A 26,964-nucleotide genomic window follows, 5' to 3' on the forward strand; every position below is an offset into this window, starting at 1 on the left:
CGGGCCTTCCGTCCGGGTGGGCGATACTGGGTTCGAACCAGTGACCTCTTCGGTGTGAACGAAGCGCTCTCCCACTGAGCTAATCGCCCGGGCGCACCGCAAACATTACCGCATGTCAGCGGTGCTTCCGGACCACCCCACGCTCACTCGCTTATGTTCCACGGCAGACTGAGGCCGAACTTCCACAGATAGACCCCCACCAGCACCGCGACGATCACCAGTCCGGCCACGGTGAGCATGATGTTGCGGCGCCGCACCTTGGGATCGAGCGCCTTCTGCGCCGCCTCGGTGACCTTCCGCCGGGTCCAGCGGAGCACGAGCTGCGCCCAGACGAACTCGGTCGCCCAGATCGCCATGCCGCCGAAGATCACCAGCCACCCCGGTCCGGGGAGCACCAGCATCGCCACACCCGCCGCCACGACGGCGAGACCCACGGCGAAGACGCCCACCTGCCAGCTCAGGTGGAGGGGCTTCGACGCCTTGATGAACGCCGGCGCCCGGGAGCCCAGCTCACGCTCCGGTTCCGCCACGTCCCCCGCCACGGAACCCGGCCCCGCGACCGGCGCGGTTCCGTCCCGTTCGTCACTCTGCGCATTCATGGAACTCAACCTACCCGACCGCTCTCCGTCACTGGAATGGGTGCATGACGGAAAGTTACACACCGCTGTACGGGGGACTCAAAGAAGCACAAAACGGTCAGAGGGGTTTACAACGCCACCGTAGGTGGCATGTCGATTTCGCCGACGTGCGAATCCCCGAGCGCACACTGAGCGAAAGGCCCTGGCGCTTATGAACACCACGGTCAGCTGCGAGCTGCACCTGCGCCTCGTTGTGTCGAGCGAGTCCTCACTGCCTGTACCCGCGGGCCTGCGGTATGACACGGCCGATCCCTATGCCGTGCACGCCACCTTCCACACCGGAGCGGAGGAGACGGTCGAGTGGGTTTTCGCCCGTGACCTCCTTGCCGAGGGGCTGCACCGGCCCACCGGCACCGGAGACGTCCGCGTCTGGCCATCTCGTAGTCACGGCCAAGGCGTCGTCTGCATCGCACTGAGCTCTCCGGAGGGAGAGGCCCTGCTCGAAGCCCCGGCGCGGGCCCTGGAGTCGTTCCTGAAGAGGACCGACGCCGCGGTTCCGCCGGGCACCGAGCATCGTCACTTCGACCTCGACACCGAGCTCTCACACATCCTGGCCGAAAGCTGAGCCAGGCGACGAACTGCGGGACGCCGTCCGACTCGGGGAGACGGCGTCGCGCGGACAACCTCATACAGGGCAGGAACCGACGCCGTCACCGCGGAACCCACCGCGGTGGCGGCGTCGGCGCGTGTGCGCGCGTACGGACGGCGTATCGTCCGGCCATCCCGGCCCCCGCGCGGGCGGAACGAGCCAGTAGAGTCTGCCCGCATCTGCGGGCACGGCGCCCGCCGGAGGCCAGGGAGCAAAGCGTGCTGATCCCACACGACACCCGCATCGCACTCGACACGGTGGTCGATCTGGTGAACACCGCCCCGGAGAGCGGATCGCCCGACGGCGGGCCCACGGACGGGATCGCGGGCACCACGGAGCTGTACGCCTTCGCGGCGCACCACCGCGTCAGCGGCGTCGGCCGGCTCGGCGAGAAGGACCTGCGGGCGCTGTGGGACGTACGCGCGAAGTTCGCGGCGGTCTTCGCGGCGACGGACGCCCGGGCCGCCGCCGATCTGGTCAACCAGCTGGTCGCCGCGGCGGGCACCACTCCGCAGCTGACCGACCACGACGGGTACGACTGGCACATCCACTACTTCGCACCGGGCGCCTCGATCGCCGACCATCTCGCCGCCGACTGCGGCATGGCCCTGGCGTTCATCGTGGTCATGGGCGAGCAGGAGCGGCTGCGGCGCTGCGAGGCCCCGGACTGCGGCCGGGCGTTCGTCGACCTCTCGCGCAACCGCTCCCGCCGCTACTGCTCCAGCCGCACCTGCGGCAACCGCCTCCATGTCGCGGCGTACCGGGCCCGGCGCAGGGAAGCGACGGGCTGAGCGGGGGCCCGGGAACGGGCTCTCGGACACCCCGCGCGCGAGCGGGGGTACGGGCGGGTGCGCGGACGGGACGAGCACCCCGGTCCGTTCACCGGCCCTCGCCCGAGCGTGGATCGCCTCCGGCCCGCGGGCCGCCCCCGACGCACGGGGTGTCCCCCGCTCACGGGTCGTCGCCGGTTCACAGCAGGAAGAGATCGTGCAGCGCGGCCATGAGCAGCAGGGTGCCGACCACGGTCAGGAAGATCATCAGCGGGGGCTGGGAGAGAGCGAAGAGGCAGCCACGGGGCTCTTCGGCGGTCTGTGCGGGGGCTTCGCCCCGGGATGTGTCCAACATTTCGTAGCGATCATGACCCAGGCCGGGCCGTCCCGGAGATCAACCCCGTTTTTGGGTGCGGGAGTTCACCTCGAAGGAGCGAGAAAATCGCCTGCGCGTGCGAACCTCGCCCGGATGCTCGAACGGCGGGTCCGGCCACCGCCCTTCGATCGCCCGCCGTCAGCGGGCGGAGGCGCTGGACGCGCGGACGACGAGTTCGGGCTGGAGCAGGACGCCCCGGTGCTCGTGGGTGCCGGAGTCGTCGTCCGCCTCCTCCAGCAGCAACTCCGCCGCGAGCTGTCCCATCCGGACGGCGGGCTGCCGGACGGAGGTGAGCGGCACGGCAGCGGCGGCGGCGAACTCGATGTCGTCGTACCCGACGATGGCGACGTCCTGGGGCACGCGCACCCCGGCCGCGTAGAGCGCCTGCAGGACGCCGAGGGCGAGCAGGTCGTTGGCGCAGAAGACGGCGGTGGGGCGGGGTACGAGACCGAGCAGCCGGGCCCCCGCGTCGCGTCCGGCGGCGACGTCGAGCCGGTCGGAGGCGATCTCGACGAGTGCCTCGGGCGGCAGGCCCGCCTCGGCGAGGGCCGCGAGGGCGCCGACTCTGCGGTCCCTGATCTGGTGGAGGTCGCCGAGGCCGCTGACGTAGGCGACGCTCCGGTGACCGGCCTGGACGAGGTGGCCCACCGCCAGCGCCCCGCCGCGCACGTCGTCCACGGAGACGGAGCAGGAATCCGGGCCGGACGCGACACGGTCGACCAGGACGAACGGAATGCGGTGGCGGCCGAACGACTCGAGGTTCCGCCCACTCGCGTCCGCCGGGGTGACCAGCACCCCGCAGACCCGCTGCTCGGCGAAGAGACCGAGGTATTCGGCCTCCTCGGCCGGGTTCTGGTCGCTGTTGCAGACCATGACCCCCAGGCCGGCCTTCCGCGCGGCACGCTCGGCGCCCCGGGCCACGTCCACGAAGAACGGGTTGCCCATGTCGAGGACGAGCAGCGCCATGATGCGACTGCGGCCCGCCCTGAGCTGGCGCGCGGACTCGCTCCGTACGTAGCCCAGCTCCTCTATGGCGGCGAGCACGCGGGCGCGCGTCTCCGGCAGCACCGCCTCGGGCCGGTTGATGACGTTGGAGACCGTGCCCACCGAGACGCCGGCCCGCCGGGCCACATCCTTGATCCCTGCCACACGCGCCACTTGTCCTGCCCCACTGATGCCGGCTGCCGCCCCCGGCCGCCGTGCCGGTCGACGGATCCGCCCATCGTACGGAGGACGCGCACCGGACCGGGACCCGGGCACATGAATTGATTCAAACCACAACGAGTCGGTGGATCCCGAGTCCCTCCTGAATCAATTCAGAGGTGCACGGGCTCGCGCGGCCGGGTCCCGTGCCGCGGCCCTTCGGGAGGGGCCCGGCTCAGAGACCGTGCTTCTTCAGGATGGCCTCGATGTCGCTGAAGTCGTCCCCCGGCTCCGCCTTGCCGGTGCCGCCGGGCTTCGCGGCGGGGCGCTGTGCGGTGGCCGCCTGCCGGAGGGCGGGCGCGGAGGCCGCCGGAGCGATCCCTTCGTCGTCCGCGGCCCGGCGTGCGGCCTTGCGCTCCTCGCGGGTCAGCCCTCGGCGGCGCTCCACCGCCCGCGTGGTGACGAAGAGCAGCCAGGCGGCGCCGAGCAGCAGGAAGCCGATCCACACGCTCGGATCGAACGCGATGCCGGCCACCCATTCCACGACCCCCGTCAGGACGAGGCCGATCGGGACGAGCGCGTACGCGGTGATCCGGGCCGCGGCGAGAAACCTCCTGCGGTACGCCGTCACCGCGGCGATCCCCAGGCCCGCCACCGAAGCCGCGGAACAGATGGTCTCGGCAATCATCGGAAGCCTCCAGCGGCAGGAACGGGCGTCCCTTCCATCGTGCACCGCCCGGGGCGACCGGGGCCATGCCGTCGGCCGTGCGTCAGGGTCTTTTCGGGGTCCGGCTCCTCCCCGGTGGGGACCGGGCGCCGCCGGGCAGGCTCGGACGTCGCCGATTGGGTGGTCGCCGCGCCTGCTGAAAGACTGGTCGCATGAGCGATTCCACCCCCGCAAGCCCCGTCGTCGTCGATCTCTGGTGCGAGCTCGAATGCCCCGACTGCCACCGCGCCCTCACCGATGTGCACGCCCTGCGCGCCCGGTACGGCGACCGCGTCGAGATCCGGCTCCGGCACTTCCCGCTGGAGAAGCACAAGCACGCCTACGCGGCGGCCCAGGCCGCCGAGGAGGCCGCGGCCCAGGGGAAGGACTGGCCGTACATCGAGGCGGTCCTCGGGCGCACCGCCGAACTCTCCCGCGCCGGAGAGCCGCTGCTCCTGGAGGTCGCGGGTGAACTCGGTCTGGACGCCGAGGAGTTCGACACGGCCCTGATCGACGGCCGGCACATGCTGATCGTCGACGCCGACCAGGCCGAGGGGAAGGCGATCGGGGTGACCGGCACGCCGACGTACGTCGTCGGCGGCGAGCGTCTGGACGGCGGGAAGAGCCAGGAGGGGCTGCGCGAGCGGATCGAGTCCCTGGTCGACGGGCTGCTCGCGAACCAGGGCTGACCGGCCGGCCCCGGGCCCTTCGCCGGGCCCCGGGCCGCTACAGCGCCTTGACCAGGTTGTGCGCGGTGGGCTCGTACCCCAGCGACTCGTACAGCCGCCGGGCCGGTGTGTTCGAGGTGAAGACGTGCAGCGCGATCCGGTCGTACCCCGCGCTCCGCGCCATGCCGTCGGCGAGCCCCATGAGGGCGCGGCCGTACCCCCGCCCGCGGAACTCCGGGCCGACCTCGACCCAGAAGACGTACCCGGTCGTCGCGCCGTTCTCCGTGGGGTGCCCCGAAAGCCAGACGTGGCCCACGGCCCGGCCGTCCTCCTCGCACTCCAGGACGTCGATGCGCACGCCGGGGGTGGCCAGGCCCTGCGGGAGGAGCCGGGCGTGGTCGGTCTCGGACTTGCGGCGGGCCTGTTCCTCGGGGACACCGCGCTCGGCCCACTCCCGCGCGTACTCCTCGTGGCGGCCGGCCAGCCACGGCGCGTACTCCTCGGCCGTCATCGGCCGCCCCACGAGGCCGGGCGGCAGCGCGGGGGCGTGCGCGGGGGTCGGCCGGTCCATGTTCCGGCTGCGTTCGGTGTAGCCGAGTACGGCGGCGAGCCGCAGCGCCGGTTCGTTCCCCGCAGGGATCCGGGCGCGCACCTCCACGCACCCCCAGTCCCGCAGCACCTCCTCGGCGGCGAGCGAGGCGATGATCGCCCGCCCCCGCCGGCGGCGGTGCTCCTCGATGCGGAGACCGTCGAGGATCCCGGTGGCCGGGCCGAAGGACGGGTCGGTGGAGAGGGTGACGGTACCGACGGGGCGCCCGTTGTCGCACACGTCGTAACTACGGGTCCGCGCGCCGTCGGCGCTCTGCTGGGTCGGCCCGGTCGGCCGCAGGGTCGTGGTCACCGCACTTGTTCTACCGGCCCGGGGGCCTCCGGGTCACCCCCGTACACGGAAGCGGTACCGCCCCGCGGCGGCGGCCTTCAGGGAGCGAACCCCGCTCCGGACGCCACGGCCAGCAGCCGGGACGCCTTCAGCTCGGTCTCCTCCCACTCACGCTCGGGGTCGGAGCCCCAGGTGATGCCCGCTCCGGTGCCGAAGCGCAGGAGCGGCACGGGTCCGGTGCGGTCGATCCAGAAGGTGCGTATGCCGACCGCGAGCTCGGCCTTCGACCGGTCGGCGTCGACCCAGCCGACCGCGCCGCAGTAGGGGCCGCGCGGCGCGGTCTCCAGCTCCTCGATGATCCGCAGCGCGCTGGACTTGGGAGCCCCGCTCACCGAGCCGGGCGGGAAGGCGGCACCGAACAGTTCCGGCCAGCCCGCGTTTTCCGCGAGCTCCCCGCGCACGGAGGAGACGAGGTGGACGAGCCCGGGGTGCTTCTCCACCACGCAGAGGTCGGGGACGGTCACGGTGCCGGTGGCGCAGACACGCCCGAGGTCGTTGCGGACCAGATCGACGATCATCACGTTCTCGGCGTGGTCCTTCTCCAGCAGATCCGCCTCGGTGCGCCCGGTCCCCTTGATCGGCCCGGACTCGACGGTGCGCCCGTCGCGCGAGAGGAACAGTTCGGGAGAGGCGGTGGCGATCTCGACCCCGTGTCCGGGCAGTCGGAGCGTGCCCGCGTAGGGGGCGGGGTTGCCGCGCGCGAGGAGGGACGTCAGCGCGTCCACGTCGGCCCGGCCGGGACCGGGCAGCGGCGCGGAGAGCACCCGGCAGAGGTTCGCCTGATAGACCCCGCCGGTCGCGATGTGCGCGCGGACGCGCCGTACGGCCTCCTGGTAGGCCTCGCGGTCCAGCGAGGTGGTCCACTCCCCCGGGCCGGGGCCGCGCCAGGCTCCGGGGACGGGCGCGGGCACCGGCTCCTCGCGTACGGAGGAGAAGCGCGCGCACACGACACGCCCCTCGAAGTCGGCGGACACGGCCCAGAAGCCCGCGGAGTCGAGAGCGGCGGGATCGCTGGTCACGTCCCGCAGACCGGAGGCGACGAGGCCGCCGAAGCGGGCCATGGGAGCAAGGTCGGACACGCGGTCGAGTGTAGGTCCGGGGACCCTCGGACCGGGGTCGGGCGAGGTGACCGCAGCACGCTGCGCAAACGCGTTTTTGTACTGGCCCAGGAATCCGCTAGAGTTCAACACGTCGCCGGGACGCGCAAGCGGAACGGGAAAGACAAGCGGACGTAGCTCAGTTGGTAGAGCGCAACCTTGCCAAGGTTGAGGTCGCCAGTTCGAACCTGGTCGTCCGCTCGCAGGAAAAGGGGGATCTTCCCGAACCCCCTGATTCTGGTGGAGTGGCCGAGAGGCGAGGCAACGGCCTGCAAAGCCGTCTACACGGGTTCAAATCCCGTCTCCACCTCCAAGGACGATTAGCTCAGCGGGAGAGCGCTTCCCTGACACGGAAGAGGTCACTGGTTCAATCCCAGTATCGTCCACTCATCCGCAAGGATCTTCCCGCGCGATTAGCTCAGCGGGAGAGCGCTTCCCTGACACGGAAGAGGTCACTGGTTCAATCCCAGTATCGCGCACGCAGTACACGCAGGTTCACCCTGCGCGATTAGCTCAGCGGGAGAGCGCTTCCCTGACACGGAAGAGGTCACTGGTTCAATCCCAGTATCGCGCACCACGGAAAACCCCGGTCGTCCGACGACCGGGGTTTTCGCCGTTCCCGCCGGTACGTGCCCGTGAGCGCCCGGGGAAATCCGGGGCCCGGGAGCGCCGCCCGGCCGTGACCGGCGGGCGGCGGCGCCGGCTCAGGAGGAGAAGAGCATCCGGCCGAAGCTCTTCTGGCGGTGGTGGTGGTCGTAGTGGCCGCCGCCGTGCTGCGGGGCGCCCCACGCGGGACCGGCCGCCGGGTACGCCTGCGGGGCCGGCGGCGCGGGCGGCACCTGCTGCGTCCACTGCGACTCCAGCCGCGTCAGGGCCTCCAGCTCGCCGAAGTCCAGGAATATGCCCCGGCAGCCGCTGCACTGCTCGATCTGGACACCATTGCGGTTGTACGTGTGCATCTGCGCGTGGCACTTCGGACACTGCATCATCGGCTCGGCTCCTCGCCGTTCGGTGGTCCGCCACCGGAATTCCTGCCCGGTGGCGGTCGGTTCACCCTACGACGTGCCCGGTGGCGTCAACTCGGGCGGGAGCGAGGCGATACGCGCGCACGCGTCGGTCATCAGCCGTTCGACCTCGTCGAGTTCCCGGCCCTCCTCCGCCGCTTTGGCGAGCGCGAGGGCGGCGGTCTGCACGGTGAGGGCCCGGGCGGGGACGTCGAGTTCGGGCCAGGGGTCGCCGGTGGCCGGGACGGCCGGGCCGCCCGCCGCGCGGTAGGCGTCCAGGAACCGCCGCCAGACGGTGTCGGGCAGCAGCCCGGCCGCGTACCAGGCGGCGGGCCGGGCGAGATCCCAGGCGGGGTCGCCCGTGCCCGTGTCGTCGATGTCGATCAGCAGCCAGGGGCCGTGCGGGGCCGGGTGACGGACGAGCTGGCCCAGGTGGAGGTCGCCGTGGCAGAGGAACCCCGCCCGCCCCGGCGGAGCCGGCGCCTCGTCACGGGCCCACCCGGGCAGCGTCGCCCAGGCGGCGACGACCTCGGCCCGGCCGGGACCGGCGGGGTGCGCGGTCCGCATCCGGGCGACGGCGAGCGCCGCCTTGGCGGGTCCGCGCATCGGTGGCAGCGCCACCGGGGGCGCGGTGCGGTGGAGGCGGGCGAGCAGCACGGCCGCCTCCTCCCAGGGTGCGGCCTCGGGGTCGGCGGGGTCGACGGGCTCTCCGTACGGCCAGAGGGTGACGGGGCGTCCGTCCGCGCGCGGGAGCGGACGCGGTACGGGGACGGGCGGCAGCAGGATCCCGGCGAGCGCGGGGGCGGCGGCGAGCGCGAGCCGGGCGGCGAACTCCGCGCCGCCGGTACCGGGGGCGTGGGCCTTCGCGACCGTCCCTCCGCTGCGGACGACCGTGCCGTCCGGGCGGTCGGCGATTACCCGGGGCGGTGGGCAGCCGCAGCCGCCGTCGGCGGCCGGGTGGGCGGCGGCGTGGGCCAGGCCGCCCAGGACGGTGACGACCTCGGCGCTGCTCAAGGTTCCCCCGGGAAGAGTCGTGGCAAAGCCCCAGGTTACGGGGGGCCGGGTCCCGGAATGCGCGATGTCCGGCCGGCTCCCCAGCCGGCCGGACAAACGCTGTCGTCCGCCGTACCCCCGTCCCCACGGGGCTGTTGGCCGGATGTCCGGGTCCGGACCGCTCTTCCGAACCCCGGGGGCGCCGTTCAGCGCCCCATCATCACGCCCACGGACGACGCCTGTGTGACCACTGATTCCCAGCCGCCGAAGACGACCACCAGCAGTGCCGCCAGGGGAAGGACCATGGCTGCCGCCACCAGGGGGTGGCGGGTGCCGGACGGACGGCCGCCGAACGCCCTGTACGCCTTGCGTCCCTGCGCGCGGGGCGTGGTCCGCGTGGCCGTGTCCGACATGGTTCCTCTCCTGACCGGTGCGAACGTCGGCGGCCGGTCCCGGCCGGGAGGGTTCCGCCCCCGTTCGTTTCCAGCCTAGGGAGACGGTGCGGGGCGGGCGTCATGCCCGCGTACCGATCGGCGGGCCTACGGGAGGATGAGCTGTGGGTAGCCGGAGTACTCCCCTGGGTGGAGACGGTGGCGTCCGGGTCGTGGGGGCTCCGGGGCGGCTTCGTCCGGAAAGCGGCGGAACGGGTGACATCACTCACGCCGGACCGGGCGGGGAAGCCGCCCCGGTGGCGGCGGGAGGAGGGGCCCGTGGCCTGCCGGGGCGCCGGGCCGGGCGGACCCGTACGGGGCGCCCGTCCGGTCGGTGCCCGGGGCCGATGCGCCAATCCCCGTGCGGGGATGCCCCTTTGGGACCGGAGGGACACGGAATCGCCCGGATCGGCGTACTGCTGACCGTGCTTCACACGTCCCGTTCGGTACGGACAATCGAATCCCGGGGGAAGGCGCGGCCTCTGAGCGCGCCGGGCGCCGGGTACGTAAGCTGTGCCTCGTCAGGCGGACCAGGCAGCGGGGATGGGCAGACGATGGCGATGATGCGGCTCCGGCGCGAGGACCCGCGTCTCGTCGGCTCGTTCCGGCTGCACCGGCGGCTCGGGGCCGGCGGGATGGGTGTCGTCTATCTGGGTTCGGACCGGCGGGGGCAGCGGGTCGCCCTGAAGGTGATCCGCCCCGACCTGGCGGAGGATCAGGAGTTCCGGTCCCGGTTCGCGCGCGAGGTGTCCGCCGCGCGCCGCATCCGGGGCGGCTGCACCGCCCGGCTCGTGGCCGCGGATCTGGACGCCGAACGGCCGTGGTTCGCCACCCAGTACGTGCCGGGCCCCTCGCTGCACGACAAGGTCGCCGAGGAGGGTCCGCTCTCCGCCTCGGAGGTGGCCTCGATCGGGGCCGCGCTCTCCGAGGGCCTGGTCGCGGTCCACGAGGCCGGGGTGGTGCACCGCGACCTCAAGCCGTCGAACATCCTCCTCTCCCCCAAGGGCCCCCGGATCATCGACTTCGGCATCGCCTGGGCGACCGGGGCGAGCACCCTCACCCATGTCGGTACGGCGGTCGGGTCGCCCGGGTTCCTCGCGCCGGAGCAGGTGCGCGGCGCGGCCGTGACGCCCGCGACGGACGTCTTCTCGCTGGGCGCCACCCTCGCGTACGCGGCGACGGCGGACTCCCCCTTCGGGCACGGCAGTTCCGAGGTGATGCTGTACCGGGTGGTGCACGAGGAGCCGCACCTGGCCGAGGTGCACGACGCGCTCGCTCCGCTGGTGCGGGCCTGTCTGGCCAAGGACCCGGAGGAACGGCCGAGCACCCTGCAGCTGTCGATGCGGCTCAAGGAGATCGCGGCGCGCGAGGCGCAGGGGCTGCACGAGAGCCGTCCGCCCGTCCAGCGTTCCGCGCACGAGGCCGACCGGCCCACCGGCCGGCTCGACGGCCCGTACACCGAGCAGCAGACGCGCAGGTCCGAAGGCCCGTCCACGGGGCGTTCGCCGCAGGCCCGCCGCCCCTCTCCCTCCTCCGCGTCCGGCCCGTCCGGTTCGCCGGGGGCGTCCGGTCCCACGTCCTCGGCGTCGGTGTCCGCCTCGCGGCCGGGTCCGGGCGGCTCCCGCCCGGTCGGCGCCCGGCCGCGCCCGGCGCGCGGCGCGGTCCCGCCGGGCCGTCGGCCGAGCCCGACCAACGGGACGAACGGCAGGCCGGGCACCCGCCCCGGGGCCAGACCGACCGGGACCGGGCGGCGCCCCGCGAACCCCCGGCTGCTGCGACAGCGTCTCTTCGTCTTCGTGGTGGTGACGCTGCTGGTGGCACTCGGCATCGCAGCCGCCCAGGGCTGCCAGGGGCCGGCGCGCGGGCTCGGCGATTCGCCCGCGCGGCAGCCCGGCGCACACTCCCCGTCGGCCGGACAGCCGGGCGGCCGGTCCGTGACGCCGCCCGTGGGGCCCGCTTCCTGACCCGTAGCGGGCGGGGCGGGGTCAGGCCGGGCGGGGGCGGGTGGCGTAGAACGCGACGGCGGACGCGGCGGCCACGTTGAGCGAGTCGACCCCCGCGTCCATCGGGATGCGGACGTGGTCGTCGACGGCGGCGAGGGTCCTCTCCGTGAGGCCCGCCCCTTCCGTACCGAAGACCAGGGCCAGCCGCTCGTCCTTCCGCGCGGCAAGCTCGTCGAGGGTGATCGCCCGTTCGCTGAGACAGAGCGCGGCGACCGTGAAGCCCGCGGAGTGCAGCACCCCGACGTCCGCGGGCCAGGACTCCAGCCGGGTCCACGGCACCTGGAAGACGCCGCCCATGGAGACCTTCACCGCCCGCCGGTAGAAGGGGTCTGCGCAGCGCGGGGTGAGCAGCACGGTGTCGACGCCGAGCGCCGCCGCGTTGCGGAAGGCGGCGCCGATGTTGGCGTGGTCGACGATGTCCTCGAAGACGGCGACCCGGCGGGCACCGGCCAGCAGCCCGGCGGCGTCCGGCAGCGGCTCGCGCCGCATGGAGGCGAGCGCGCCACGGTGCACGTGGTAACCGGTGACCCGCTCGGCGAGTTCGGGGGTGACCACGTACACCGGGGACTCCGCGGCCTCGATGACGTCGCGCATCACCTCGGTCCACTTGGGGGTGAGCAGCATGGAGCGCATCGCGTACCCGGCCTGCCCGGCGCGGCGGATCACCTTCTCGCCCTCGGCGATGAAGAGGCCCTCCTCGGGTTCGCGCCTGCGGCGCAGTTCGACGTCGGTGAGGCCCGTGTAGTCGTGCAGGCGCGGGTCGTCGGGGTCCTCGACGGTGATGATCTCTGCCACAGAAGTGCTGCCTTGTCCGGGGAGGGGCGGCGGCCGGAGCCGCCGGTCTTACGCGGTGGGGAGGGTGCCGGGGCCGACGGCGACGACCTCGCCGATGACGATGACGGCGGGCGGGCGTACGTCCTCGGCCGCGGCCCGCTCGCCGACGGTGGCGAGGGTCGCGTCGACCCGGCGCTGCGCGGCGGTGGTGCCCTCCTGGACGAGGGCGACCGGGGTGGCGGGGTCCTTGCCGTGGGCGATCAAGGCCTTCGCGATGGCGCCGATCTTGTCGACGGCCATGAGGAGGACGAGGGTGCCGCGGAGCCGGGCGAGGGCCTCCCAGTCGACCAGCGAGCGGGGGTCCTCGGGGGCGACGTGCCCGCTGACGACGGTGAACTCGTGGGCGACGCCCCGGTGGGTGACGGGGATGTGGGCGGCGCCGGGTACGGAGATGGAGCTGGAGATGCCGGGGACGACGGTGCACGGGATTCCCTCGGCGGCGAGCGCCTGGGCCTCCTCCATGCCGCGGCCGAAGACGAACGGGTCGCCGCCCTTGAGCCGGACGACCGCCTTGCCCGCCTTCGCGTGGTCTATGAGCGCCTGGTTGATCGCCTCCTGGGCCATGAAGCGGCCGTACGGGATCTTCGCGGCGTCGATGACCTCGACGTGCGGAGGCAGTTCGTCGAGGAGGTCGCGGGGGCCCAGCCGGTCGGCGATGACCACGTCGGCCTCGGCGAGCAGGCGGCGGCCCCGCACGGTGATCAGGTCGGGGTCGCCGGGTCCGCCGCCGACGAGCCAGACGCCGGGGGTGCGGGTGCGGTGGTGCGCGGCGGCGAGGGTGCCGTCGCGGAGTCCTTCGACGATGGCGTCGCGCACGGCGGCGGAGTGGCGGGGGTCGCGGCCCTTGGAGGTGGTGGTGAGCACGGCGACCGTGACGTTCTCGCTGCGGCCGGTGGCGGGGGTCCAGGCGGTGGCCGCCTCGGCGTCGTCGCTGCGGACGCACCAGGTGCGGGTGCGCTCGGCCTCGGCGGAGGCGGCGGCGTTGGCGGCGGGGTCGCTGCTCGCGACGAGCGCGTACCAGGTGTCGGCGAGGTCGCCGTCCGCGTAACGGCGGCGTTCCCAGGTGATCTCCCCGGCGTCGGCCATCGCCTCCACGGACGGGGTGGCGGAGGGCGAGACGAGGGTGATGTCGGCCCCGGCCGCGACGAGTGCGGGGAGGCGGCGCTGTGCGACCTGGCCGCCGCCGACGACGACGACGCGGCGCCCGTGCAGGCGCAGTCCGACGGGGTACGCGGGGTGATCGACGTGCTCGGCCATGGCGGTGCTGGCTCCTCGGCAGGGAACGGTGCGTGCGGCGCGGTGGGGCGTCGCACGGGCTGTCCGGTCGAGTCCGGTCCGGCGTGCGGGACGCGGCGGCTGCGGACGGGGCTGCCGCTGCGGCTTTGGAGCGGCTGTGACGTGCGGGTTCAGCAGGGTGGGGCGGGGACCACCATACGGGGTGGGGTCTCCCGAGGGCAGGGCCCCGGGAAGCGCGGGGCGGTCCCTGGGCGGGCCGGGCCGTGTCGTGGAAGGAGCACCGGCGCCCCGGAGGGCGGTCGGGCGGGTCTTTCACCGCACGGCCCGGGGGGGCCTCTCGTTCGGACTGGCCTGGACCGGGCGGGTGGCCCGATCCAGCCTGATCCGAACGGGAGGCCCCGGGGACCCGCCCGGCCGGGGACGGCCTCGGGACTACTTCTCCGTGACGCCCGCCGAGTCGAACGTCGCGACCTCGTGCATGGCGCGCGCGGCGCTCTGCACGATCGGGAGCGCGAGCAGGGCGCCCGTGCCCTCGCCGAGGCGGAGGTCGAGGTCGATCAGCGGGCGCAGGCCCAGCTTGTTGAGCGCGGCGACGTGGCCGGGCTCGGCGCTGCGGTGGCCGGCGATGCAGGCGGCCAGCGCCTCGGGGGCGATGGCGCGGGCGACCAGGGCGGCGGCCCCGGCGCTCACGCCGTCCAGGATGACCGGGGTGCGCAGCGACGCGCCGCCCAGGAGGTATCCGGCCATGGCCGCGTGCTCCAGGCCGCCGACGGCCGCGAGCACGCCGATCGGGTCGGCCGGGTCCGGCTGGTGCAGTTCCAGGGCGCGGCGGACCACGTCGACCTTGCGGGCGTGCATCTCGTCGTTGATGCCGGTGCCCCGGCCGGTGACCTCGGAGGGGTCGGCGCCGGTGTAGACGCAGATCAGGGCGGCCGACGCCGTGGTGTTGGCGATGCCCATCTCGCCGATGAGGAGGCCCTTGTTGCCCGCGGCGACGAGGTCGCGGGCGGTCTCGATGCCGACCTCGATCGCGGCGAGGACGTCCTCGCGGCTCATCGCGGGGCCGGTGGTGAAGTCCGCCGTGCCGGGCCGCACCTTGCGGGGCAGCAGGCCCGGGGTGGCGGGGAGTTCGGTGGCGACACCGACGTCGACGACGCAGACCTCGGCGCCGACCTGGCTCGCGAAGGCGTTGCAGACGGCGCCGCCGGCCAGGAAGTTGGCCACCATCTGGCCGGTGACCTCCTGGGGCCAGGAGGTCACGCCCTGGGCGTGCACGCCGTGGTCGCCGGCGAAGATCGCGACGGCCGCGGGCTCAGGGATCGGCGGCGGGCACGTCCGGGAGAGCCCGGCGAGCTGCGCGGAGATGATCTCCAGCATGCCGAGCGCCCCGGCGGGCGTGGTCATCCGCTTCTGGCGTTCCCACGCCTCCCCGAGCGCCTTGGCGTCCAGCGGGCGGATGTTGGCGATGGTCTCCTGGAGCAGGTCGTGCGGCTCCTCGCCGGGCAGCGCCCGGCGGCCGTACGTCTCCTCGTGCACCACCCAGGACAGCGGGCGGCGCTTGGACCAGCCCGCCTGCATCAGTTCGGGCTCCTCGGGGAACTCGTCGACGTACCCGACGCAGAGGTACGCGACGACTTCGAGGTGCTCGGGCAGGCCGAGGGCGCGGACCATCTCGCGCTCGTCGAAGAAGCTGACCCAGCCGACGCCGAGGCCCTCGGCCCGGGCGGCGAGCCACAGGTTCTCCACGGCGAGCGCGGAGGAGTACGGGGCCATCTGCGGCTGGGTGTGGCGGCCGAGGGTGTGCCGTCCGCCGCGGGTGGGGTCGGCGGTGACCACGATGTTCACGGGGGTGTCGAGGATGGCCTCGATCTTCATCTCCCGGAACTGCTTCGCGCGGCCCTTGGGAAGGGACTTGGCGTAGGCGTCGCGCTGCCGCTGGGCGAGCTCGTGCATGGAACGCCGGGTCTCCGCGGAGCGGATGACGACGAAGTCCCAGGGCTGCGAGTGGCCGACGCTGGGCGCGGTGTGCGCGGCCTCCAGCACGCGGAGCAGCACCTCGTGCGGGATCGGGTCGCCGCGGAAGCCGTTGCGGATGTCGCGGCGTTCGCGCATGACGCGCAGTACGGCCTCGCGCTCCGCCTCGTCGTAGCCGGGGGCCGGGTCGGTCGCGGGCTCCTCGGGGGTGGCGGCGTACTCGGCCTCCGGCTCCTCGGGGGCGGGCTGCGCCACGACGGCCTCGGCGGGTACGGCGGTGGGCTCGGCGGAGCCGAGCGGTCCGGCCGCGACGGCCTCGGCTCCGAAGGCCTGGGCCTCGGGTGCCTCGGCGGGGTGGGGCTGTTCCTGTCGCACGTTCTGGTGTTCCGGTTCCGTGTACTGCGGCCCGGCGCCCTGTCCGGCGGCGGGGGGCTCGACGGCCCAGGGCGCTCCGGCGGCCTGCGGCGCGGCGAACTCCGGGGCGTCGTCGGCTCCCGTGCCGGACTCCGGCAGCGCGGCCGGGACGGCGTCGAGGGCGGCGGGCTCCGCTGCGAACGGCTCGACGGCCGGCATCTCGGCATCCGGCAACTGGGCGGCCGGCAACCCGACGGCCGGTTCTTCGGTCGCGGGGATTCCGGCGGGCAGGGGCTCGGCGGGCAGGGCCTCGGGGGCGACCGGCTCGGCGGCCGGGTCCTCCGCCGCTTCCGGCGCCACGGCGGCGGGGACCTCCGCGGAGGCCTCGGCCTGCTCGGGAAGCTGGACCTGCTCGGGGAGCTGGACGTGCTCGGGAAGCTGGGCGCCGGTGAACTCGGCGGCGGGCACCGGGCCCGCCTCGGGGACGTACGCCTCCGCACCGGCCTCCGGCACGAAGGCCGATGCGTGGGCTGCGGGCTCGGCGGGCGTCTCGGGGACGACCGTTTCTGCCGGGGCCTGGCCCGCGAGCCCGGCCGGCGCCTCGGCGGGGGCGTGGCCCGGCGCCGAGTCCTGGGCCTCGGCGACCGGCTCGAAGCCCTGCGCCGCCTCGGGCGCGGCCACGAACTCCGGTGCGGGCTGCGGGAACGCCTCGGCCGCTGCGTACTCCGCCGGAGCGGCGTCCACGGGCGCGGGCTCGGTCATCACCGGCTCGGCCGTCACGGCCTCGACGGGCGCGGGCTCGTCGGCCGGGGGCACGGCCGCGGCGGGCTGTTCCTCGGCGGCGGCCACCGTCTCGGGCGCGCCCCACGGGGCGGCGCCCTGGAGCGGGATCTCGCCCAGCTGCGGGCCGGGGAGCACGGGCTCCTGAGCGGCGGGGGCCTCGGCGGGCACGGGGGCCTCGGCGGGCGCCTGGTACTCGGGCGCGACGGGGGCCGGAGCCACCGTACGGACCGGTGCCTGGGGCTGCGGGGACCCGGCGGGGCCGCGGTCGGCCAGCGAGCGCACGAGGCCGCTCTGCCCGCCGTAGGACGGGCCGTCGACCGAGGGCCCGCGGTGCAGCGGGCGCCGGGACGGGGCGGGGGCCGCCGTGTGCGCGGCGGCGGGGGCGGGCGTCGGGGCCGGGATCCGTGCGCCTCCGAGGTCGAAGGCCCCGGAGTCGTGGCTCCCGGGCCCCTGCGCCGGGGGCTCCTGGGCCGGGTAGGCGCTCTGCGCGGGGAACTGCTGGTAGGCGTCCGCGGCGGGCGGCGGGACGATCTGCGGGTCGCCCCACGCACCCCCCTGGGCGGCGGGCATCAGCAGCAGATCTTCTTCGTCGGGTGCCTGCTCGGAGGGGTCGAGGTAGGTGTAGGCATCCGGGGCGAGGACGCCCGGCTGCTCCACCATGCCTGCGTTCTCCGGCTGTCCCTCGCCCGGGACCTGGCCGGTGTCAGTCATGCGTACCCCTCGCCCATCGTCAGTGCTCCTTCGGCCCATCTCCCGGGACGCCCGCGTCACGGCAGGCCGGTGCTCGTCAACTAGAACGAGCGGGCTCGCCGCGCGGCACGAAACGCCCGCAGACCTCTACATATTCTCGCGGCCGTTCGCCGCAGCGACAGGTCGTTGCGCCGCGGTTCGCTGTGGACTGCGCCACTTCGCGCGCGCCCGGTCGTGCCGTACCACAGGGAGAAACAAAACAACTCCCTTTTCCGGACATTGACGCACGAAGCGACGAACGACCGGGTTCGGTACAACAATCGGCCAGCCTACCTTCCGCGCTGTAGCGACCTGGTCACGGGGCAAGGTCCGAACGCACCGCGCAGAGCAGGAACGCGACGGACCGTTCGCGTTCCCGCCAGGCCGAGGTGTCCAGGTCCACGGACTGGAGGAGCGCGCACTCCACCGTGTAGCCGCTGCCCGAGAGCGCGGTGACGAGGGCCTCCGCCTGGTCGCGGGTGGAGGCGTGGGTGACGATCCGCTCCGGCCGCCGGTCGGCGACGGCGAGGGCCACGGGGACGCCGCCGCCCCCGATGCGTACGACATCGGGTTCGGGAAGCCGTTCGAGCACGTGCGGGGCGAGGCCCTGGACGACCTGGACGGCCACGCCGAAGGAGCGGGCGGCGGCCGTCGCACGGGCGCAGGCGGCGGCGTCGCGGTCGACGGCGATGACGGCCGCGCCGAAGCGGGCGGCTTCGACGGCGAGTGCGCCGGTGCCCGAGCCGATGTCCCAGACCAGGTCGCCGGTGCGCGGACCGAGCCGGGCCAGTTGGGCGGCGCGCATCCCGGCGGACTCGCCCTCGGTGCTCTCCGCCGTACGCGCCCGGTCGTCTCCGGCGGGGCCGCGGCCGGTCCGGTGGTAGGCGTGCTCGGGCAGGGCCCAGCCGCGCACGCCGTCGGGGCGGGCGGGGTCCCGGCCGCCGATCCACCCGGCGGACGCGGTGGTGGGGCCGGAGCCGACGACGATGACGACGTTGGGGTCGCGCCAGGAGTGGTCGGCGGCCTTGTCGGAGGTGAGGACGGTGACGCGCTCGCGGGCGGTGCCGAGTTCCTCGCAGATCACGAAGGTGCGGTGGACGCCGTCGAGCAGCAGGGCCAGTTCGGCGGGGCCCGCGCCGGGCGAGGTGAGGACGGCGACCTTGTGGTGGGCCCGGCAGACGTTGACGGCCCGTCGCAGGGTCCTCGGGTGGGCCACGACGACCTGGGCGTCGTCCCAGGGCATCCCCGCGCGGGCGAAGGCGGTGGCGACGGAGGAGACCGCGGGCACGACCTCGACCTCCAGGCCGTGTTCGGGTGCGCGCAGGGTGCGTACGACCCCGAAGAAGCCGGGGTCGCCGTCGGCGAGGACGACGGCGCTCCCCCGGTGTCCGGCGATGCGCCGGGCGGCCAGGTCCACACTGCCGAGGCGGATGCGTTCGGCGTCCCGGGGGACTTCGGCGAGCGCGAGGTGGTGCGCGGCCCCGGCGACGAGCGTGGCCGCGGAGAGCGCTGCCGTGGCCGCTCTGGTCAGCGGTGAGCCGTCCCAGCCGATCACCGTGACGCGGTCGGCCATCGTCGTCCGTCTCCTGGGGCTGTGGGGGTGCGTGAGGGGGTCGTCCGCCGGTGGGGCCGTGCCCGCGCGGTGGACCGGGTAGAGGTTATCGGGTCGCCCCCGGGGGCCTGCCCGAAGGGGGCGCGGCCAACGGCCCCCCGTCAGTTCCAGTCGTTGTAGGTGCCGTAGCCGCCCGCGTCGGCGAGCTGCTCGGCGACGCCTTCGAGGTCCTCCGGGAGGAGTCCCCAGACGATCAGGTCGGTGCGGAAGTCGACCCAGCCGCCGTCCTCCGTCTGCGTCCGCGCTATCCGGGCGTTGCGCAGGACGCCCTCACTGATGCAGCCGAGCTTCTGGGCGACCTGCTGGGAGGCGGTGTTGTCGGCCTGGGTGCGCAACTCGATCCGCTCGAAGGCCTGGTCGCGGAAGAGCCATTCGGCGAGCGCCAGCACGGATTCGGTGGCGTACCCCTCGCCGCGCGCCCAGTGGGCGGTGACGTAGACGACCTCGGTCGAGCGGGTGCGCCAGTCGGTGTTGAGCAGCCGCACGGAGCCCACGAGCCGCTGGGTGAGGAACTCGTGGACGGCGAAGACGATGCCGTGGCCCTGGGTGCGCTCGCCCGGGGCGATCCGACGGATCCAGCGCTCGGCGTCGATCCGCGTGTACGGGTGCGGGGCGTCCGTCCAGGCGGTGACGGCCTCGTCGTTCATCATGTCGGTCAGTGCCGGAAGGTCCGCCATGTCGTAGGGGCGCAGCACCAGTCGGTCCGTGCTGATCGAGATCGACGGAAACGTGGTAGTCATGCGCAGCTCCATGCCGAAGACCGGTAAAGGCACAGCATGCAGTATCGGGCGCGCGCCGTGCATGGGCGGGTCCGTACGGCGGAGCCCCGCACCCCCTCGGCGGGAGGTGCGGGGCTCCGTGGGCGTGCGCGGGGCGCCGCGCGGGAGTTCGGCGATGCGGGCCGGACCCCGCCTGGTCAGGAAGCGGCCGGGGTACCGAACGCGGGGATGACCGAGCCCTTGTAGGTGTCCTCGATGTACTTCTTGACCTCGTCGCTGTTGAGGAGCTTGGCGAGCTTCTCGACGCGGGGGTCCTTCTCGCCGCCCTTCTTGACGACCAGGATGTTGGCGTAGGGGTTGCCCTCCGCCTTCTCGATGGCGAGCGCGTCCTTCGACGGCGTGAGCTTGGCCTCGATCGCGTAGTTGCCGTTGATGACGGCGGCGTCGACGTCGTCCAGGGCGCGGGGCACGGTGGCGGCCTCCAGTTCCTTGAACTTCAGGCCCTTGGCGTCGGTGATGTCGCTCAGCTTGGCGTCGGTGCCGACACCGGCCTTGAGCGTGATCAGGCCCTGGTCGGCGAGGAGCAGGAGCGCGCGGCCCTCGTTGGTGGTGTCGTTGGGCACCGCGATCGTCTGGCCGGACGTGATGTCGGAGACGGACTTGGCCTTCTTGGAGTAGAGGCCGAGCGGCTCCAGGTGGACGTTGACGACCGGCACGAGGTGGGTGCCGTTCTTCTTGTTGAAGTCGTCCAGGTAGGGCTTGTGCTGGAAGAAGTTGGCGTCGATCTGGCCGTTCTCGGTGGCGGTGTTCGGCAGGACGTAGTCCGTGAACTCCTTGATCTCCAGCTTGAGGCCGGCCTTCGCGGCGAGGTTCTTCTGCACGAAGCCGAGGATGTCGGCGTGCGGCGTCGGGGACGCGCCCACGACGAGCGCCTTGGAGGTGTCGGCGTTCGCGCCGGTGCCGCCGGCGGACGGGTCGGAGTCCGTACCGCAGGCGCTCAGGCCCAGGGCGAGGGCGGCGGTGGCGGCGGCTGCCGCGGAGAGCTTGATGGTCTTGCGCACGAAAAGTGCCTCTTTCGGGTGGGGTGGAGCGCCCGGACAAGGAGTGCGGGCTCGGCCGTCGTCGCGCGCGGCTGCGGAGAGCGTGCGCGGGACGGAGTCTGTGGGCCGGCGCCGGAAGGCGCGTCAGGCGGTGCGGCCCCGGCGGGCCAGCAGGCGTCCGGCGAGGTCGCCGATGAGCTGCACGACGGTCACGATGACGATGAGCAGCACGACGGTGACGATCATGAACTGGTTGTCGAAGCGCTGGAATCCGTAGGTGACGGCCTTGGAGCCGAGCCCCTCGCCGCCCACGGCGCCGGCCATCGCGGAGTAGCCGATGAGCACGATCACGGTGGTGGTGATCCCGGAGACCAGCGAGGGCAGGGCCTGCGGCAGCAGGACCTTGCGGACGATGGTGGGGATGGAGCCGCCCATCGACTGGACCGCTTCGACGAGCCCGTGGTCGACCTCGCGGACGGCGGTCTCCACCAGGCGCGCGAAGAAGGGGATGGCGCCGACGGCCAGCGGGACGATCATCGCGGTCGGGCCGATGAAGGTGCCGACGACCCAGGTCGTGAAGGGGATCAGCGCGATCAGCAGGATGATGAAGGGCAGCGAGCGGCCGATGTTGACGACCGCGCCGACGATCTTGTTGACCACGGTGTTCTGCAGCAGTCCGCCCTTGTCGGTGAGGACCAGCAGCACGCCGAGGGGCAGGCCGACGACGACGGTGACGAGCGCGGACCACAGCACCATGTAGAGGGTGTCGACGGTGCCCTGGGTCAGCAGGGGCTGCATTTCGGACCAGGTCACTTCGCGGCCTCCTTGGTGAGCGGGGCGGGGGTCTGTGCGGGGATCGGGGTGGCGGCGGCCTCGTCCACGACCTCGGCCCGCAGCCCCTGCTCGCGCAGGAAGCCGATGGGCACGACGTTCTCCTCGAAGCCGCCGGGCAGCTCGATGCGCATCCGGCCGATCTGGTTGCCGCCCACGGTGTCCATGGCCGCGCCGAGGATCGAGATGTCGATGTTGTACGTACGGGAGAGCTGGGAGATCACCGGGCGGCCGGCCGCGTCGCCGTGGAAGGTGACGTCGACGACCGTGCGGCCGGGGCCGGAGGTGCCGCCGCCGACCGGGAAGAGTTCGTGGGCCAGCTCGGAGCCGGGGGTGGCGAGGAGTTCGCCGACCGTGCCGGACTCGACCACGCGGCCCCGGCGCATCAGCGCGGCGGAGTCGCAGATCGTCTTGACGACGTCCATCTCGTGGGTGATGAGCAGCACGGTCAGGCCGAGCTGCTGGTTGAGGTCGCGCAGCAGCTGGAGGATGGAGCGGGTGGTCTCGGGGTCGAGCGCCGAGGTCGCCTCGTCGGAGAGGAGCACCTTCGGGTCGCCGGCCAGGGCGCGGGCGATGCCGACGCGCTGCTTCTGGCCGCCGGAGAGCTGTCCGGGGTACGCCTTCGCCTTGTCGCCGAGGCCGACCAGGTCGAGCAGTTCGAGGGCCTTGCGGGAGCGGTCGCGGCCGGGCACGCCGAGGATCTCCAGCGGGAGTTCCACGTTGCCCTGGACGGTGCGCGAGGCCAGCAGGTTGAAGTGCTGGAAGACCATGCCGATACGGCTGCGCGCCTCGCGCAGCTCCTTGCTCGCCCGGCGGCCCCGGCCGGCGAGGGCGGTGAGGTCCTGGCCGGCCACGGTCACGGTGCCGGAGGTGGGGCGCTCCAGCAGGTTGACGCAGCGGATGAGGGAGGACTTGCCGGCGCCGCTCTGGCCGATGACGCCGAAGACCTCGCCCTCCTCGACGTGCAGATCGACTCCGTCGAGCGCGGTGACCTCGCGGTCGCGCGACTGGTAGACCTTCGTGAGGCCCGAAGTGGTGATCACAGGGTTTCCGTCACTGTCGAGTGCTCGCGGCGTGGGTGTCCGCCGGGCACGGGGCATTCGTCCGGGGGAGACTCACCGGCCCTCGTCGGCCGGGGTCTGGGCACGGCCGCGGCACAGGGGTGCCGGTCGAGGCCGTGCGGGGCCGGCGCGTTCCTGCCCGGGGCGACCGGGAGGCGACGGCGTCGGCGGGTTCTCGCTTCGGGGCGCGAGACGCTGGCGGGGGCCCTCAGATGGCGCGCATTCGACACATACAACGAGCACCGGGCGTACTGATCGCCTCGGTCGCAAGGGTGCGGCTGCTCGTCGTGGTCATGCCCCAAGTAAAACAGACGTAACAGAGCGCGGAACCGGCGCGTCCGCATAGCGGACTCCCGGACGGCGCCCGCCGCTCCCCGCCGCGCCCGCGCCACGCCCCCGTCGCACACCCCGCTGACCTGCGTAAACGCAAGGCCGAGCCGGACCCGACCGGCCGGGTCCCGCTCCTTCGACCGGTCCGGGCGCCTGTGGTGGACACCACGGCCCCACCCCCGGAGGCTCACGTACCGGCCGCCGGGCGTGCGCGTCCGCCTGCCGCCGGGCGTGCGCGTCCGCCTGCCGCCGGGCGTGCGCGTTCGCCTGCCGCCGGGCGCTCGCGCCCACCGGCCGCCGGGCAGGAGCCGACGAGGCCCGGGAGCGGCCGTCGGGGGCCCGCCCCTGCGCCTTCGTATACGAGTGCCGGGAGGCGGGGCCGGAGGCGGGCACGGGGTTGGGCCGTAATACCCTCGGCTCATGCTCGACGCCCTGACGGTCACGCTCGCCGTGGCCGCGCTCGCCCTCGCCGCCTGGTGCGGACTGGCCGCATACCGGGACCAGCCGACCAAGGACTGGCACTTCATCGGTATGGCGGTCGTCACGCTGCTGGCGCTCGCCCAGCTGGTGGTGGGGATCGTGCAGCTGGCACGCGGCGAGCGCCCGGACCAGGGCATGACGATCTTCATCTGCTATCTCATCGGCTGCTTCGCGGCCGTGCCCGCGGCCGGCTTCCTGTCGTTGACCGAGCGGACCCGCTGGGGCTCGGCGACGGTGGCCGCCGGTGCGGTGGTGCTGGCCGTGCTCGAAGTACGGCTCTACGACATCTGGGGAAACTGACGTGACCGACACCGATCGCACCGAGACCTCGGCGTCGGCCAAAGTGGCGGCGCAGAAGCCGTCGTTCGACCTGGGCACCGGCCCGGGACGCGTACTCGTCTGGTTCTACGGGGTGTTCACGGTCGCCGCCGCCTCGCGGGCGATCGTCCAGATCATCCTGGACTTCGGCAAGGCACCGCTGGCGTACGTGCTGTCGGCCGTCGCCGCCCTGGTGTACGGATTCATCACGTACTCCCTGGTGCGCGGCGGGGAAAAGGCCCGCCGGGCCGCCCTGGTCTGCTGCGCCGCCGAACTGACGGGCGTTCTGATCGTCGGCACGTGGACGATGGCGGAGCCCTCCGCCTTCGCCGACGCCACCGTCTGGTCGGACTTCGGCATGGGCTACGTCTTCATCCCGGTGATCCTCCCGGTCACCGGGCTGCTCTGGCTGCGCCGGGCCAAGCAGGCCTGAGACGCGCCCCGGCCGGGGACCGCGCGCCCGGGTCGGGTCACGCGGTCCCGCCCTGCGCCGTGCGTCCGGGCGGGACTTCGCGTTCTCGACGGCCGGCGGCCGGGAGCGGTCGGCCGGACACACCCCCGAACTACGCGCTCGCCAGGTACTCCTGGGCAGCGGGGGCTTCCTTCTCCAGCAGGATCAGGCGCACCCCGTCCTCGCCCGTCTCCGCGCCGACCTGCGCGTATCCGGCGCGGCGGTAGAGGCGCAGGTTGCTCTCGCTGCGATGCCCGGTGTGCAGCCGGAAGCGGGTGGCGGCGCGCTCGGCCGTGAGTCCGGCCTCCGCCGCGCGCAGCAGCCGGGCGCCGAGGCCGTGGCCCTGGAGCCGGGGGTGGACGCAGAGTTTGGCGATCCGGCCGGTGCCGTCGTCCGCGGTGGATCCCCGGACCGCGCCGACGACCTCGTCGCCGAGCCGGGCCACGAAGACCAGGTCGGTGGCGAGTTCGGCCTGGACCGACTCCAGGGTCTGGACCAGCGGGTCGATCCGGTAGTTCCCGTAGAGCTCCGCCTCGCTCTGGAAACAGAGGTACTGGAGCCTGAAGAGCTGTTCGGCGTCGTCCGGGGTCGCCGCCGAGATGATCACGCTCATGCCCATGTGTGCATGCCTCCCGCTCACCTGATAAGCCGGTTGTCTAACGCACCCTTCCCCGCGCGCGGGGAGCGGCAACCTCCGTCGCGAGGATTGTGCGGAGACATCCCAGACATCGGGAACGCATCGGCCCCAGACTCCCCTGTGACATACCCAACTCCCCCGCGATCTCGCGGTAGGTGCGGTCGCCCGGGTCGAGCAGCGCGGTGAGCAGTCCGGTGCAGCGGCCGGGCAGCCGGGCGACGGCCGCGCGCAACGCCCGGCGCTCGTCGGCGCCGAGGGTCGCGCGCTCGGGGCAGCTGCCCGGTCCGGCGTCGGGTCCGTCGTCCGCGTGCGGGTGTTCGCGCAGGGCGGCGCGGCGGGCCCGGCGGACATCGGCGCGTACGGTGTCGCGCACCCAGCGCGCCGGGTCGGGCAGCGCGGCGCCGGAGGCGAGGCGCTCCAGCAACCGCAGCCAGACGGTCTGTTCGAGGTCGGCCGGGTCCGTTCCGGCCGCCGGGGCCTCGGCCGTCACCTCGGCGCGGACCAGTGGATGCAGGGCCGTCAGCACCACGACGGTGTACCCGGTGGGAGCGGCCGGAACGCGATCGGCACGGTCGGCACGCTCGGCGGCACACGCGTCGCGATCGTCGGCGGCGTGGTGCACGGCACACGCGCCGCGATGGTCGGCAGGGGTTACGGCACGGTGGCCGGCGGGGGTCACGCCCGCTCAACGCGCCCCGCGCGCGGCTGGTTGCCGTACGCGGGAAGTCCCACCCGACCGGGGCACGGCGGGCCCTCCCGCTGACGCGCCCCGTACGGCGAGGTGTCCGGGCCCCGGCCGGGCGGAGGAGCCCGTCAGGCGCGGCGGGCGTCGGCCGCCGCGAGGAGCGCGGTGTCGGCGTTGTCGGAGAAGATGCCGTCGATGCCCGTGGCGAAGTACGCGCGGAAGGCCCCGAAGGCGTCTCCGTAGGCGTTGGGGTCGGTGCCCCGGCGGAACTCGGTGGGCAGGAAGGTGTTCTCGTTGCGCATCGTGTACGGGTGCAGGATCAGCCCCTGCGCGTGCGCGTCCCTGACCAGGGTGGTCGGGGTGGCGAGGCGGCCGGCGGAGTCCCTGGGGACGACCAGGTCGAGGGTGGGGCCGATGCCCTGGGCGAAGGAGGCCATCCACTTCAGTCCGGTCGGGGTGACGAGGTCGGCGACGGTGCGCGGGTCGCCCGCCTCGGTGAAGTCCCAGGGGCGGGAGTTCGCGCCGCCGAGCAGCACGATGCGCGGGGTGGAGACCAGCCGGGAGAGCCGCCGCACGGAGTCGGGCTCGAAGGACTGGAGGATGAGGGCGGCGTCGGCGCGGTCGCGCCCGTACCGGCGCAGCAGCTTGGCGAGCGGCTCCTCCAGGGCGAGCCCGAGGCCCCGGAAGTACGAGGGGTGCTTGGTCTCCGTGTAGAGCCAGACCGGCCTCCCGCGCTTGCGGCCCTCGGCGTCGGCCCAGCGCAGGACCTCCTCGAAGGTGGGGATCTCCCAGCGTCCGTCGTAGAGGGTGTTCTTCTGGCGGTTGCCGGGGATGCGCTCGGTGGCCCGCAGGGTCTTCAGCTCGGCGAGGGTGAAGTCCTCGGTGAACCAGCCGGTCAGCGCGGTCCCGTCGACCGTCTTGGTCGTCCTGCGGCCGGCGAACTCGGGGTGGGAGGCGACGTCGGTGGTGCCGCTGATGTCGTTCTCGTGGCGGCAGACGAGGTGGCCGTCCTTGGTCGGGACGACGTCCTGCTCGACGATGTCCGCGCCGAGGTCCAGGGCGAGCTGGTAGGAGCCGAGGGTGTGCTCGGGGCGGTAGCCGCTGGCGCCCCGGTGCCCGACGACGGTGGGGACGGGCAGGTCGCGCAGCGAGCGCCCGGCACCGCGGCCGTCGCCCCCGCGCCCGCCGTCCCCGCGCGCGGCGCCGTCGCGGTCGGCGGCCGAGGCGGTACCGGTGGCCGACAGCCCGATGGCGGTCGTTCCGAGCACTGCGGCTCCGAGCAGCGCCCGGCGGCCGGGACTCTTGCGCGTACGCTCTGTCATGGAAGCTCCTCGCATGTGACGTTCGGCGGCTGCACCGGGCTCCGGCGCGGCCCCGAGCGTAGGCAGCGGTGCCGTACCGGGGGCGGCGGGCGGGCCAACGCACGGCCAACACATGTCAACACTGCGTATCCGGTGCGTGAACCCGATGTGCGGTCGGCGCGTCGCCGCGAGTATCGTCCTCACCTGCACAGACCATCGCGTCACCGCCCC

At 73.7% G+C, this 26,964-nt stretch carries 26 protein-coding genes and 6 tRNA genes; 11 read left to right on the forward strand and 21 right to left on the reverse strand.

Annotation, left to right across the window (positions count from 1 at the left end):
• Nucleotides 1-17 precede the first annotated feature (17 nt).
• A tRNA-Val gene (locus ACFWEE_RS20520) sits at nucleotides 18-89 on the reverse strand.
• Between the two features lie 54 nt (nucleotides 90-143).
• Nucleotides 144-599 (reverse strand): TIGR02611 family protein, encoded by a 456-nt coding sequence (locus tag ACFWEE_RS20525; RefSeq protein ID WP_386890928.1) that lies wholly within the window; start codon nucleotides 597-599, stop codon nucleotides 144-146.
• A 190-nt stretch (nucleotides 600-789) separates the two neighbouring features.
• On the opposite strand from ACFWEE_RS20525, the gene ACFWEE_RS20530 reads away from it, so the two are divergent.
• Together ACFWEE_RS20530 and ACFWEE_RS20535 are read left to right on the forward strand one after the other, a co-directional pair.
• Complete coding sequence (locus ACFWEE_RS20530) at nucleotides 790-1,203, forward strand: SsgA family sporulation/cell division regulator (protein ID WP_003959770.1); 414 nt, start codon at nucleotides 790-792, stop codon at nucleotides 1,201-1,203.
• 242 nt (nucleotides 1,204-1,445) lie between these two features.
• The gene (locus ACFWEE_RS20535) at nucleotides 1,446-2,018 is read left to right on the forward strand and encodes a CGNR zinc finger domain-containing protein (protein ID WP_386890930.1); all 573 of its coding nucleotides are present in this window, start codon (nucleotides 1,446-1,448) and stop codon (nucleotides 2,016-2,018) included.
• Between the two features lie 178 nt (nucleotides 2,019-2,196).
• Here the strand turns inward: ACFWEE_RS20535 and ACFWEE_RS20540 are convergent, their stop codons facing one another.
• From ACFWEE_RS20540 to ACFWEE_RS20550, 3 genes are all read right to left on the reverse strand, one after another.
• Nucleotides 2,197-2,352, reverse strand: a complete 156-nt coding sequence (locus ACFWEE_RS20540) for a hypothetical protein (protein ID WP_327174738.1) — start codon at nucleotides 2,350-2,352, stop codon at nucleotides 2,197-2,199.
• 159 nt (nucleotides 2,353-2,511) lie between these two features.
• A complete protein-coding gene (locus ACFWEE_RS20545) occupies nucleotides 2,512-3,531 on the reverse strand; it encodes a LacI family DNA-binding transcriptional regulator (RefSeq protein WP_386890931.1) in 1,020 nt (339 codons plus the stop codon).
• Nucleotides 3,532-3,751: 220 nt separating this feature from the next.
• Nucleotides 3,752-4,204, reverse strand: coding sequence for a hypothetical protein (locus tag ACFWEE_RS20550; protein WP_386890932.1), 453 nt, complete (start codon nucleotides 4,202-4,204; stop codon nucleotides 3,752-3,754).
• A gap of 191 nt (nucleotides 4,205-4,395) precedes the next feature.
• On the opposite strand from ACFWEE_RS20550, the gene ACFWEE_RS20555 reads away from it, so the two are divergent.
• Nucleotides 4,396-4,911: a DsbA family protein gene (locus ACFWEE_RS20555; protein WP_386890934.1), complete on the forward strand. Its 516-nt coding sequence runs from the start codon at nucleotides 4,396-4,398 to the stop codon at nucleotides 4,909-4,911.
• 37 nt (nucleotides 4,912-4,948) lie between these two features.
• On the opposite strand, the gene ACFWEE_RS20560 is transcribed toward ACFWEE_RS20555, so the two are convergent.
• On the reverse strand, nucleotides 4,949-5,791 hold the full coding sequence (locus ACFWEE_RS20560) for a GNAT family N-acetyltransferase (RefSeq protein WP_386890936.1): 843 nt from the start codon (nucleotides 5,789-5,791) through the stop codon (nucleotides 4,949-4,951).
• 77 nt (nucleotides 5,792-5,868) lie between these two features.
• On the reverse strand, nucleotides 5,869-6,891 hold the full coding sequence (locus tag ACFWEE_RS20565; protein WP_386891007.1) for a chorismate-binding protein: 1,023 nt from the start codon (nucleotides 6,889-6,891) through the stop codon (nucleotides 5,869-5,871).
• A gap of 164 nt (nucleotides 6,892-7,055) precedes the next feature.
• On the opposite strand from ACFWEE_RS20565, the gene ACFWEE_RS20570 reads away from it, so the two are divergent.
• The 5 genes from ACFWEE_RS20570 (at nucleotide 7,056) to ACFWEE_RS20590 (ending at nucleotide 7,504) form a co-directional block, all read left to right on the forward strand.
• Nucleotides 7,056-7,128, forward strand: a tRNA-Gly gene (locus ACFWEE_RS20570).
• 38 nt (nucleotides 7,129-7,166) lie between these two features.
• A tRNA-Cys gene (locus ACFWEE_RS20575) sits at nucleotides 7,167-7,240 on the forward strand.
• A gap of 1 nt (nucleotide 7,241) precedes the next feature.
• Nucleotides 7,242-7,313, forward strand: a tRNA-Val gene (locus tag ACFWEE_RS20580).
• Nucleotides 7,314-7,334: 21 nt separating this feature from the next.
• Nucleotides 7,335-7,406 (forward strand) — tRNA-Val (locus ACFWEE_RS20585).
• Between the two features lie 23 nt (nucleotides 7,407-7,429).
• Nucleotides 7,430-7,504 (forward strand) — tRNA-Val (locus ACFWEE_RS20590).
• A 127-nt stretch (nucleotides 7,505-7,631) separates the two neighbouring features.
• On the opposite strand, the gene ACFWEE_RS20595 is transcribed toward ACFWEE_RS20590, so the two are convergent.
• The 3 genes from ACFWEE_RS20595 to ACFWEE_RS20605 form a co-directional block, all read right to left on the reverse strand.
• On the reverse strand, nucleotides 7,632-7,916 hold the full coding sequence (locus ACFWEE_RS20595; protein ID WP_386890938.1) for a zf-TFIIB domain-containing protein: 285 nt from the start codon (nucleotides 7,914-7,916) through the stop codon (nucleotides 7,632-7,634).
• A 66-nt stretch (nucleotides 7,917-7,982) separates the two neighbouring features.
• The gene (locus ACFWEE_RS20600; RefSeq protein WP_386890940.1) at nucleotides 7,983-8,945 is read right to left on the reverse strand and encodes a phosphotransferase enzyme family protein; all 963 of its coding nucleotides are present in this window, start codon (nucleotides 8,943-8,945) and stop codon (nucleotides 7,983-7,985) included.
• A gap of 185 nt (nucleotides 8,946-9,130) precedes the next feature.
• On the reverse strand, nucleotides 9,131-9,337 hold the full coding sequence (locus tag ACFWEE_RS20605) for a hypothetical protein (RefSeq protein WP_386890941.1): 207 nt from the start codon (nucleotides 9,335-9,337) through the stop codon (nucleotides 9,131-9,133).
• A 572-nt stretch (nucleotides 9,338-9,909) separates the two neighbouring features.
• Between ACFWEE_RS20605 and ACFWEE_RS20610 the strand changes: the two genes are divergently transcribed.
• Nucleotides 9,910-11,319 carry a serine/threonine-protein kinase gene (locus ACFWEE_RS20610; RefSeq protein ID WP_386890943.1) on the forward strand — a complete coding sequence of 470 codons (1,410 nt, stop codon included), beginning with the start codon at nucleotides 9,910-9,912 and terminating at the stop codon, nucleotides 11,317-11,319.
• A gap of 21 nt (nucleotides 11,320-11,340) precedes the next feature.
• Here ACFWEE_RS20610 and ACFWEE_RS20615 read toward each other — a convergent pair whose 3' ends face one another.
• The 8 genes from ACFWEE_RS20615 to ACFWEE_RS20650 form a co-directional block, all read right to left on the reverse strand.
• Nucleotides 11,341-12,153: a TrmH family RNA methyltransferase gene (locus ACFWEE_RS20615; RefSeq protein WP_386890945.1), complete on the reverse strand. Its 813-nt coding sequence runs from the start codon at nucleotides 12,151-12,153 to the stop codon at nucleotides 11,341-11,343.
• 48 nt (nucleotides 12,154-12,201) lie between these two features.
• The gene (cobA, locus tag ACFWEE_RS20620; protein ID WP_386890946.1) at nucleotides 12,202-13,449 is read right to left on the reverse strand and encodes a uroporphyrinogen-III C-methyltransferase; all 1,248 of its coding nucleotides are present in this window, start codon (nucleotides 13,447-13,449) and stop codon (nucleotides 12,202-12,204) included.
• Nucleotides 13,450-13,860: 411 nt separating this feature from the next.
• Entirely contained in the window at nucleotides 13,861-17,250 is a 3,390-nt protein-coding gene (gene cobT / locus ACFWEE_RS20625; RefSeq protein WP_386890948.1) for a nicotinate-nucleotide--dimethylbenzimidazole phosphoribosyltransferase, read from the reverse strand.
• A gap of 334 nt (nucleotides 17,251-17,584) precedes the next feature.
• On the reverse strand, nucleotides 17,585-18,841 hold the full coding sequence (gene cbiE / locus ACFWEE_RS20630) for a precorrin-6y C5,15-methyltransferase (decarboxylating) subunit CbiE (protein ID WP_386890950.1): 1,257 nt from the start codon (nucleotides 18,839-18,841) through the stop codon (nucleotides 17,585-17,587).
• 140 nt (nucleotides 18,842-18,981) lie between these two features.
• Nucleotides 18,982-19,620, reverse strand: coding sequence for a GNAT family N-acetyltransferase (locus ACFWEE_RS20635; RefSeq protein WP_386890952.1), 639 nt, complete (start codon nucleotides 19,618-19,620; stop codon nucleotides 18,982-18,984).
• Between the two features lie 176 nt (nucleotides 19,621-19,796).
• The gene (locus ACFWEE_RS20640; protein ID WP_386890953.1) at nucleotides 19,797-20,660 is read right to left on the reverse strand and encodes a MetQ/NlpA family ABC transporter substrate-binding protein; all 864 of its coding nucleotides are present in this window, start codon (nucleotides 20,658-20,660) and stop codon (nucleotides 19,797-19,799) included.
• Between the two features lie 123 nt (nucleotides 20,661-20,783).
• A complete protein-coding gene (locus ACFWEE_RS20645; RefSeq protein ID WP_386890955.1) occupies nucleotides 20,784-21,452 on the reverse strand; it encodes a methionine ABC transporter permease in 669 nt (222 codons plus the stop codon).
• Nucleotides 21,449-22,513 carry a methionine ABC transporter ATP-binding protein gene (locus tag ACFWEE_RS20650; protein WP_386890957.1) on the reverse strand — a complete coding sequence of 355 codons (1,065 nt, stop codon included), beginning with the start codon at nucleotides 22,511-22,513 and terminating at the stop codon, nucleotides 21,449-21,451. The genes ACFWEE_RS20645 and ACFWEE_RS20650 overlap by 4 nt, the downstream gene beginning before the upstream one ends.
• Nucleotides 22,514-23,281: 768 nt before the next feature.
• Between ACFWEE_RS20650 and ACFWEE_RS20655 the strand changes: the two genes are divergently transcribed.
• On the forward strand, nucleotides 23,282-23,641 hold the full coding sequence (locus ACFWEE_RS20655) for a hypothetical protein (protein WP_386890959.1): 360 nt from the start codon (nucleotides 23,282-23,284) through the stop codon (nucleotides 23,639-23,641).
• Nucleotide 23,642: 1 nt separating this feature from the next.
• A complete protein-coding gene (locus tag ACFWEE_RS20660) occupies nucleotides 23,643-24,092 on the forward strand; it encodes a hypothetical protein (protein ID WP_386890961.1) in 450 nt (149 codons plus the stop codon).
• Between the two features lie 130 nt (nucleotides 24,093-24,222).
• On the opposite strand, the gene ACFWEE_RS20665 is transcribed toward ACFWEE_RS20660, so the two are convergent.
• From ACFWEE_RS20665 to ACFWEE_RS20675, 3 genes are all read right to left on the reverse strand, one after another.
• Nucleotides 24,223-24,729, reverse strand: a complete 507-nt coding sequence (locus ACFWEE_RS20665) for a GNAT family N-acetyltransferase (protein ID WP_386890963.1) — start codon at nucleotides 24,727-24,729, stop codon at nucleotides 24,223-24,225.
• Between the two features lie 37 nt (nucleotides 24,730-24,766).
• Nucleotides 24,767-25,276, reverse strand: coding sequence for a sigma-70 family RNA polymerase sigma factor (locus ACFWEE_RS20670; protein ID WP_386890964.1), 510 nt, complete (start codon nucleotides 25,274-25,276; stop codon nucleotides 24,767-24,769).
• Nucleotides 25,277-25,560: 284 nt separating this feature from the next.
• Complete coding sequence (locus ACFWEE_RS20675; protein ID WP_386890966.1) at nucleotides 25,561-26,754, reverse strand: glycerophosphodiester phosphodiesterase; 1,194 nt, start codon at nucleotides 26,752-26,754, stop codon at nucleotides 25,561-25,563.
• Between the last annotated feature and the right edge of the window lie 210 nt (nucleotides 26,755-26,964).

This window comes from Streptomyces sp. NPDC060184 (genome assembly GCF_042728795.1).
Classification (GTDB): Bacteria; Actinomycetota; Actinomycetes; order Streptomycetales; family Streptomycetaceae; genus Streptomyces.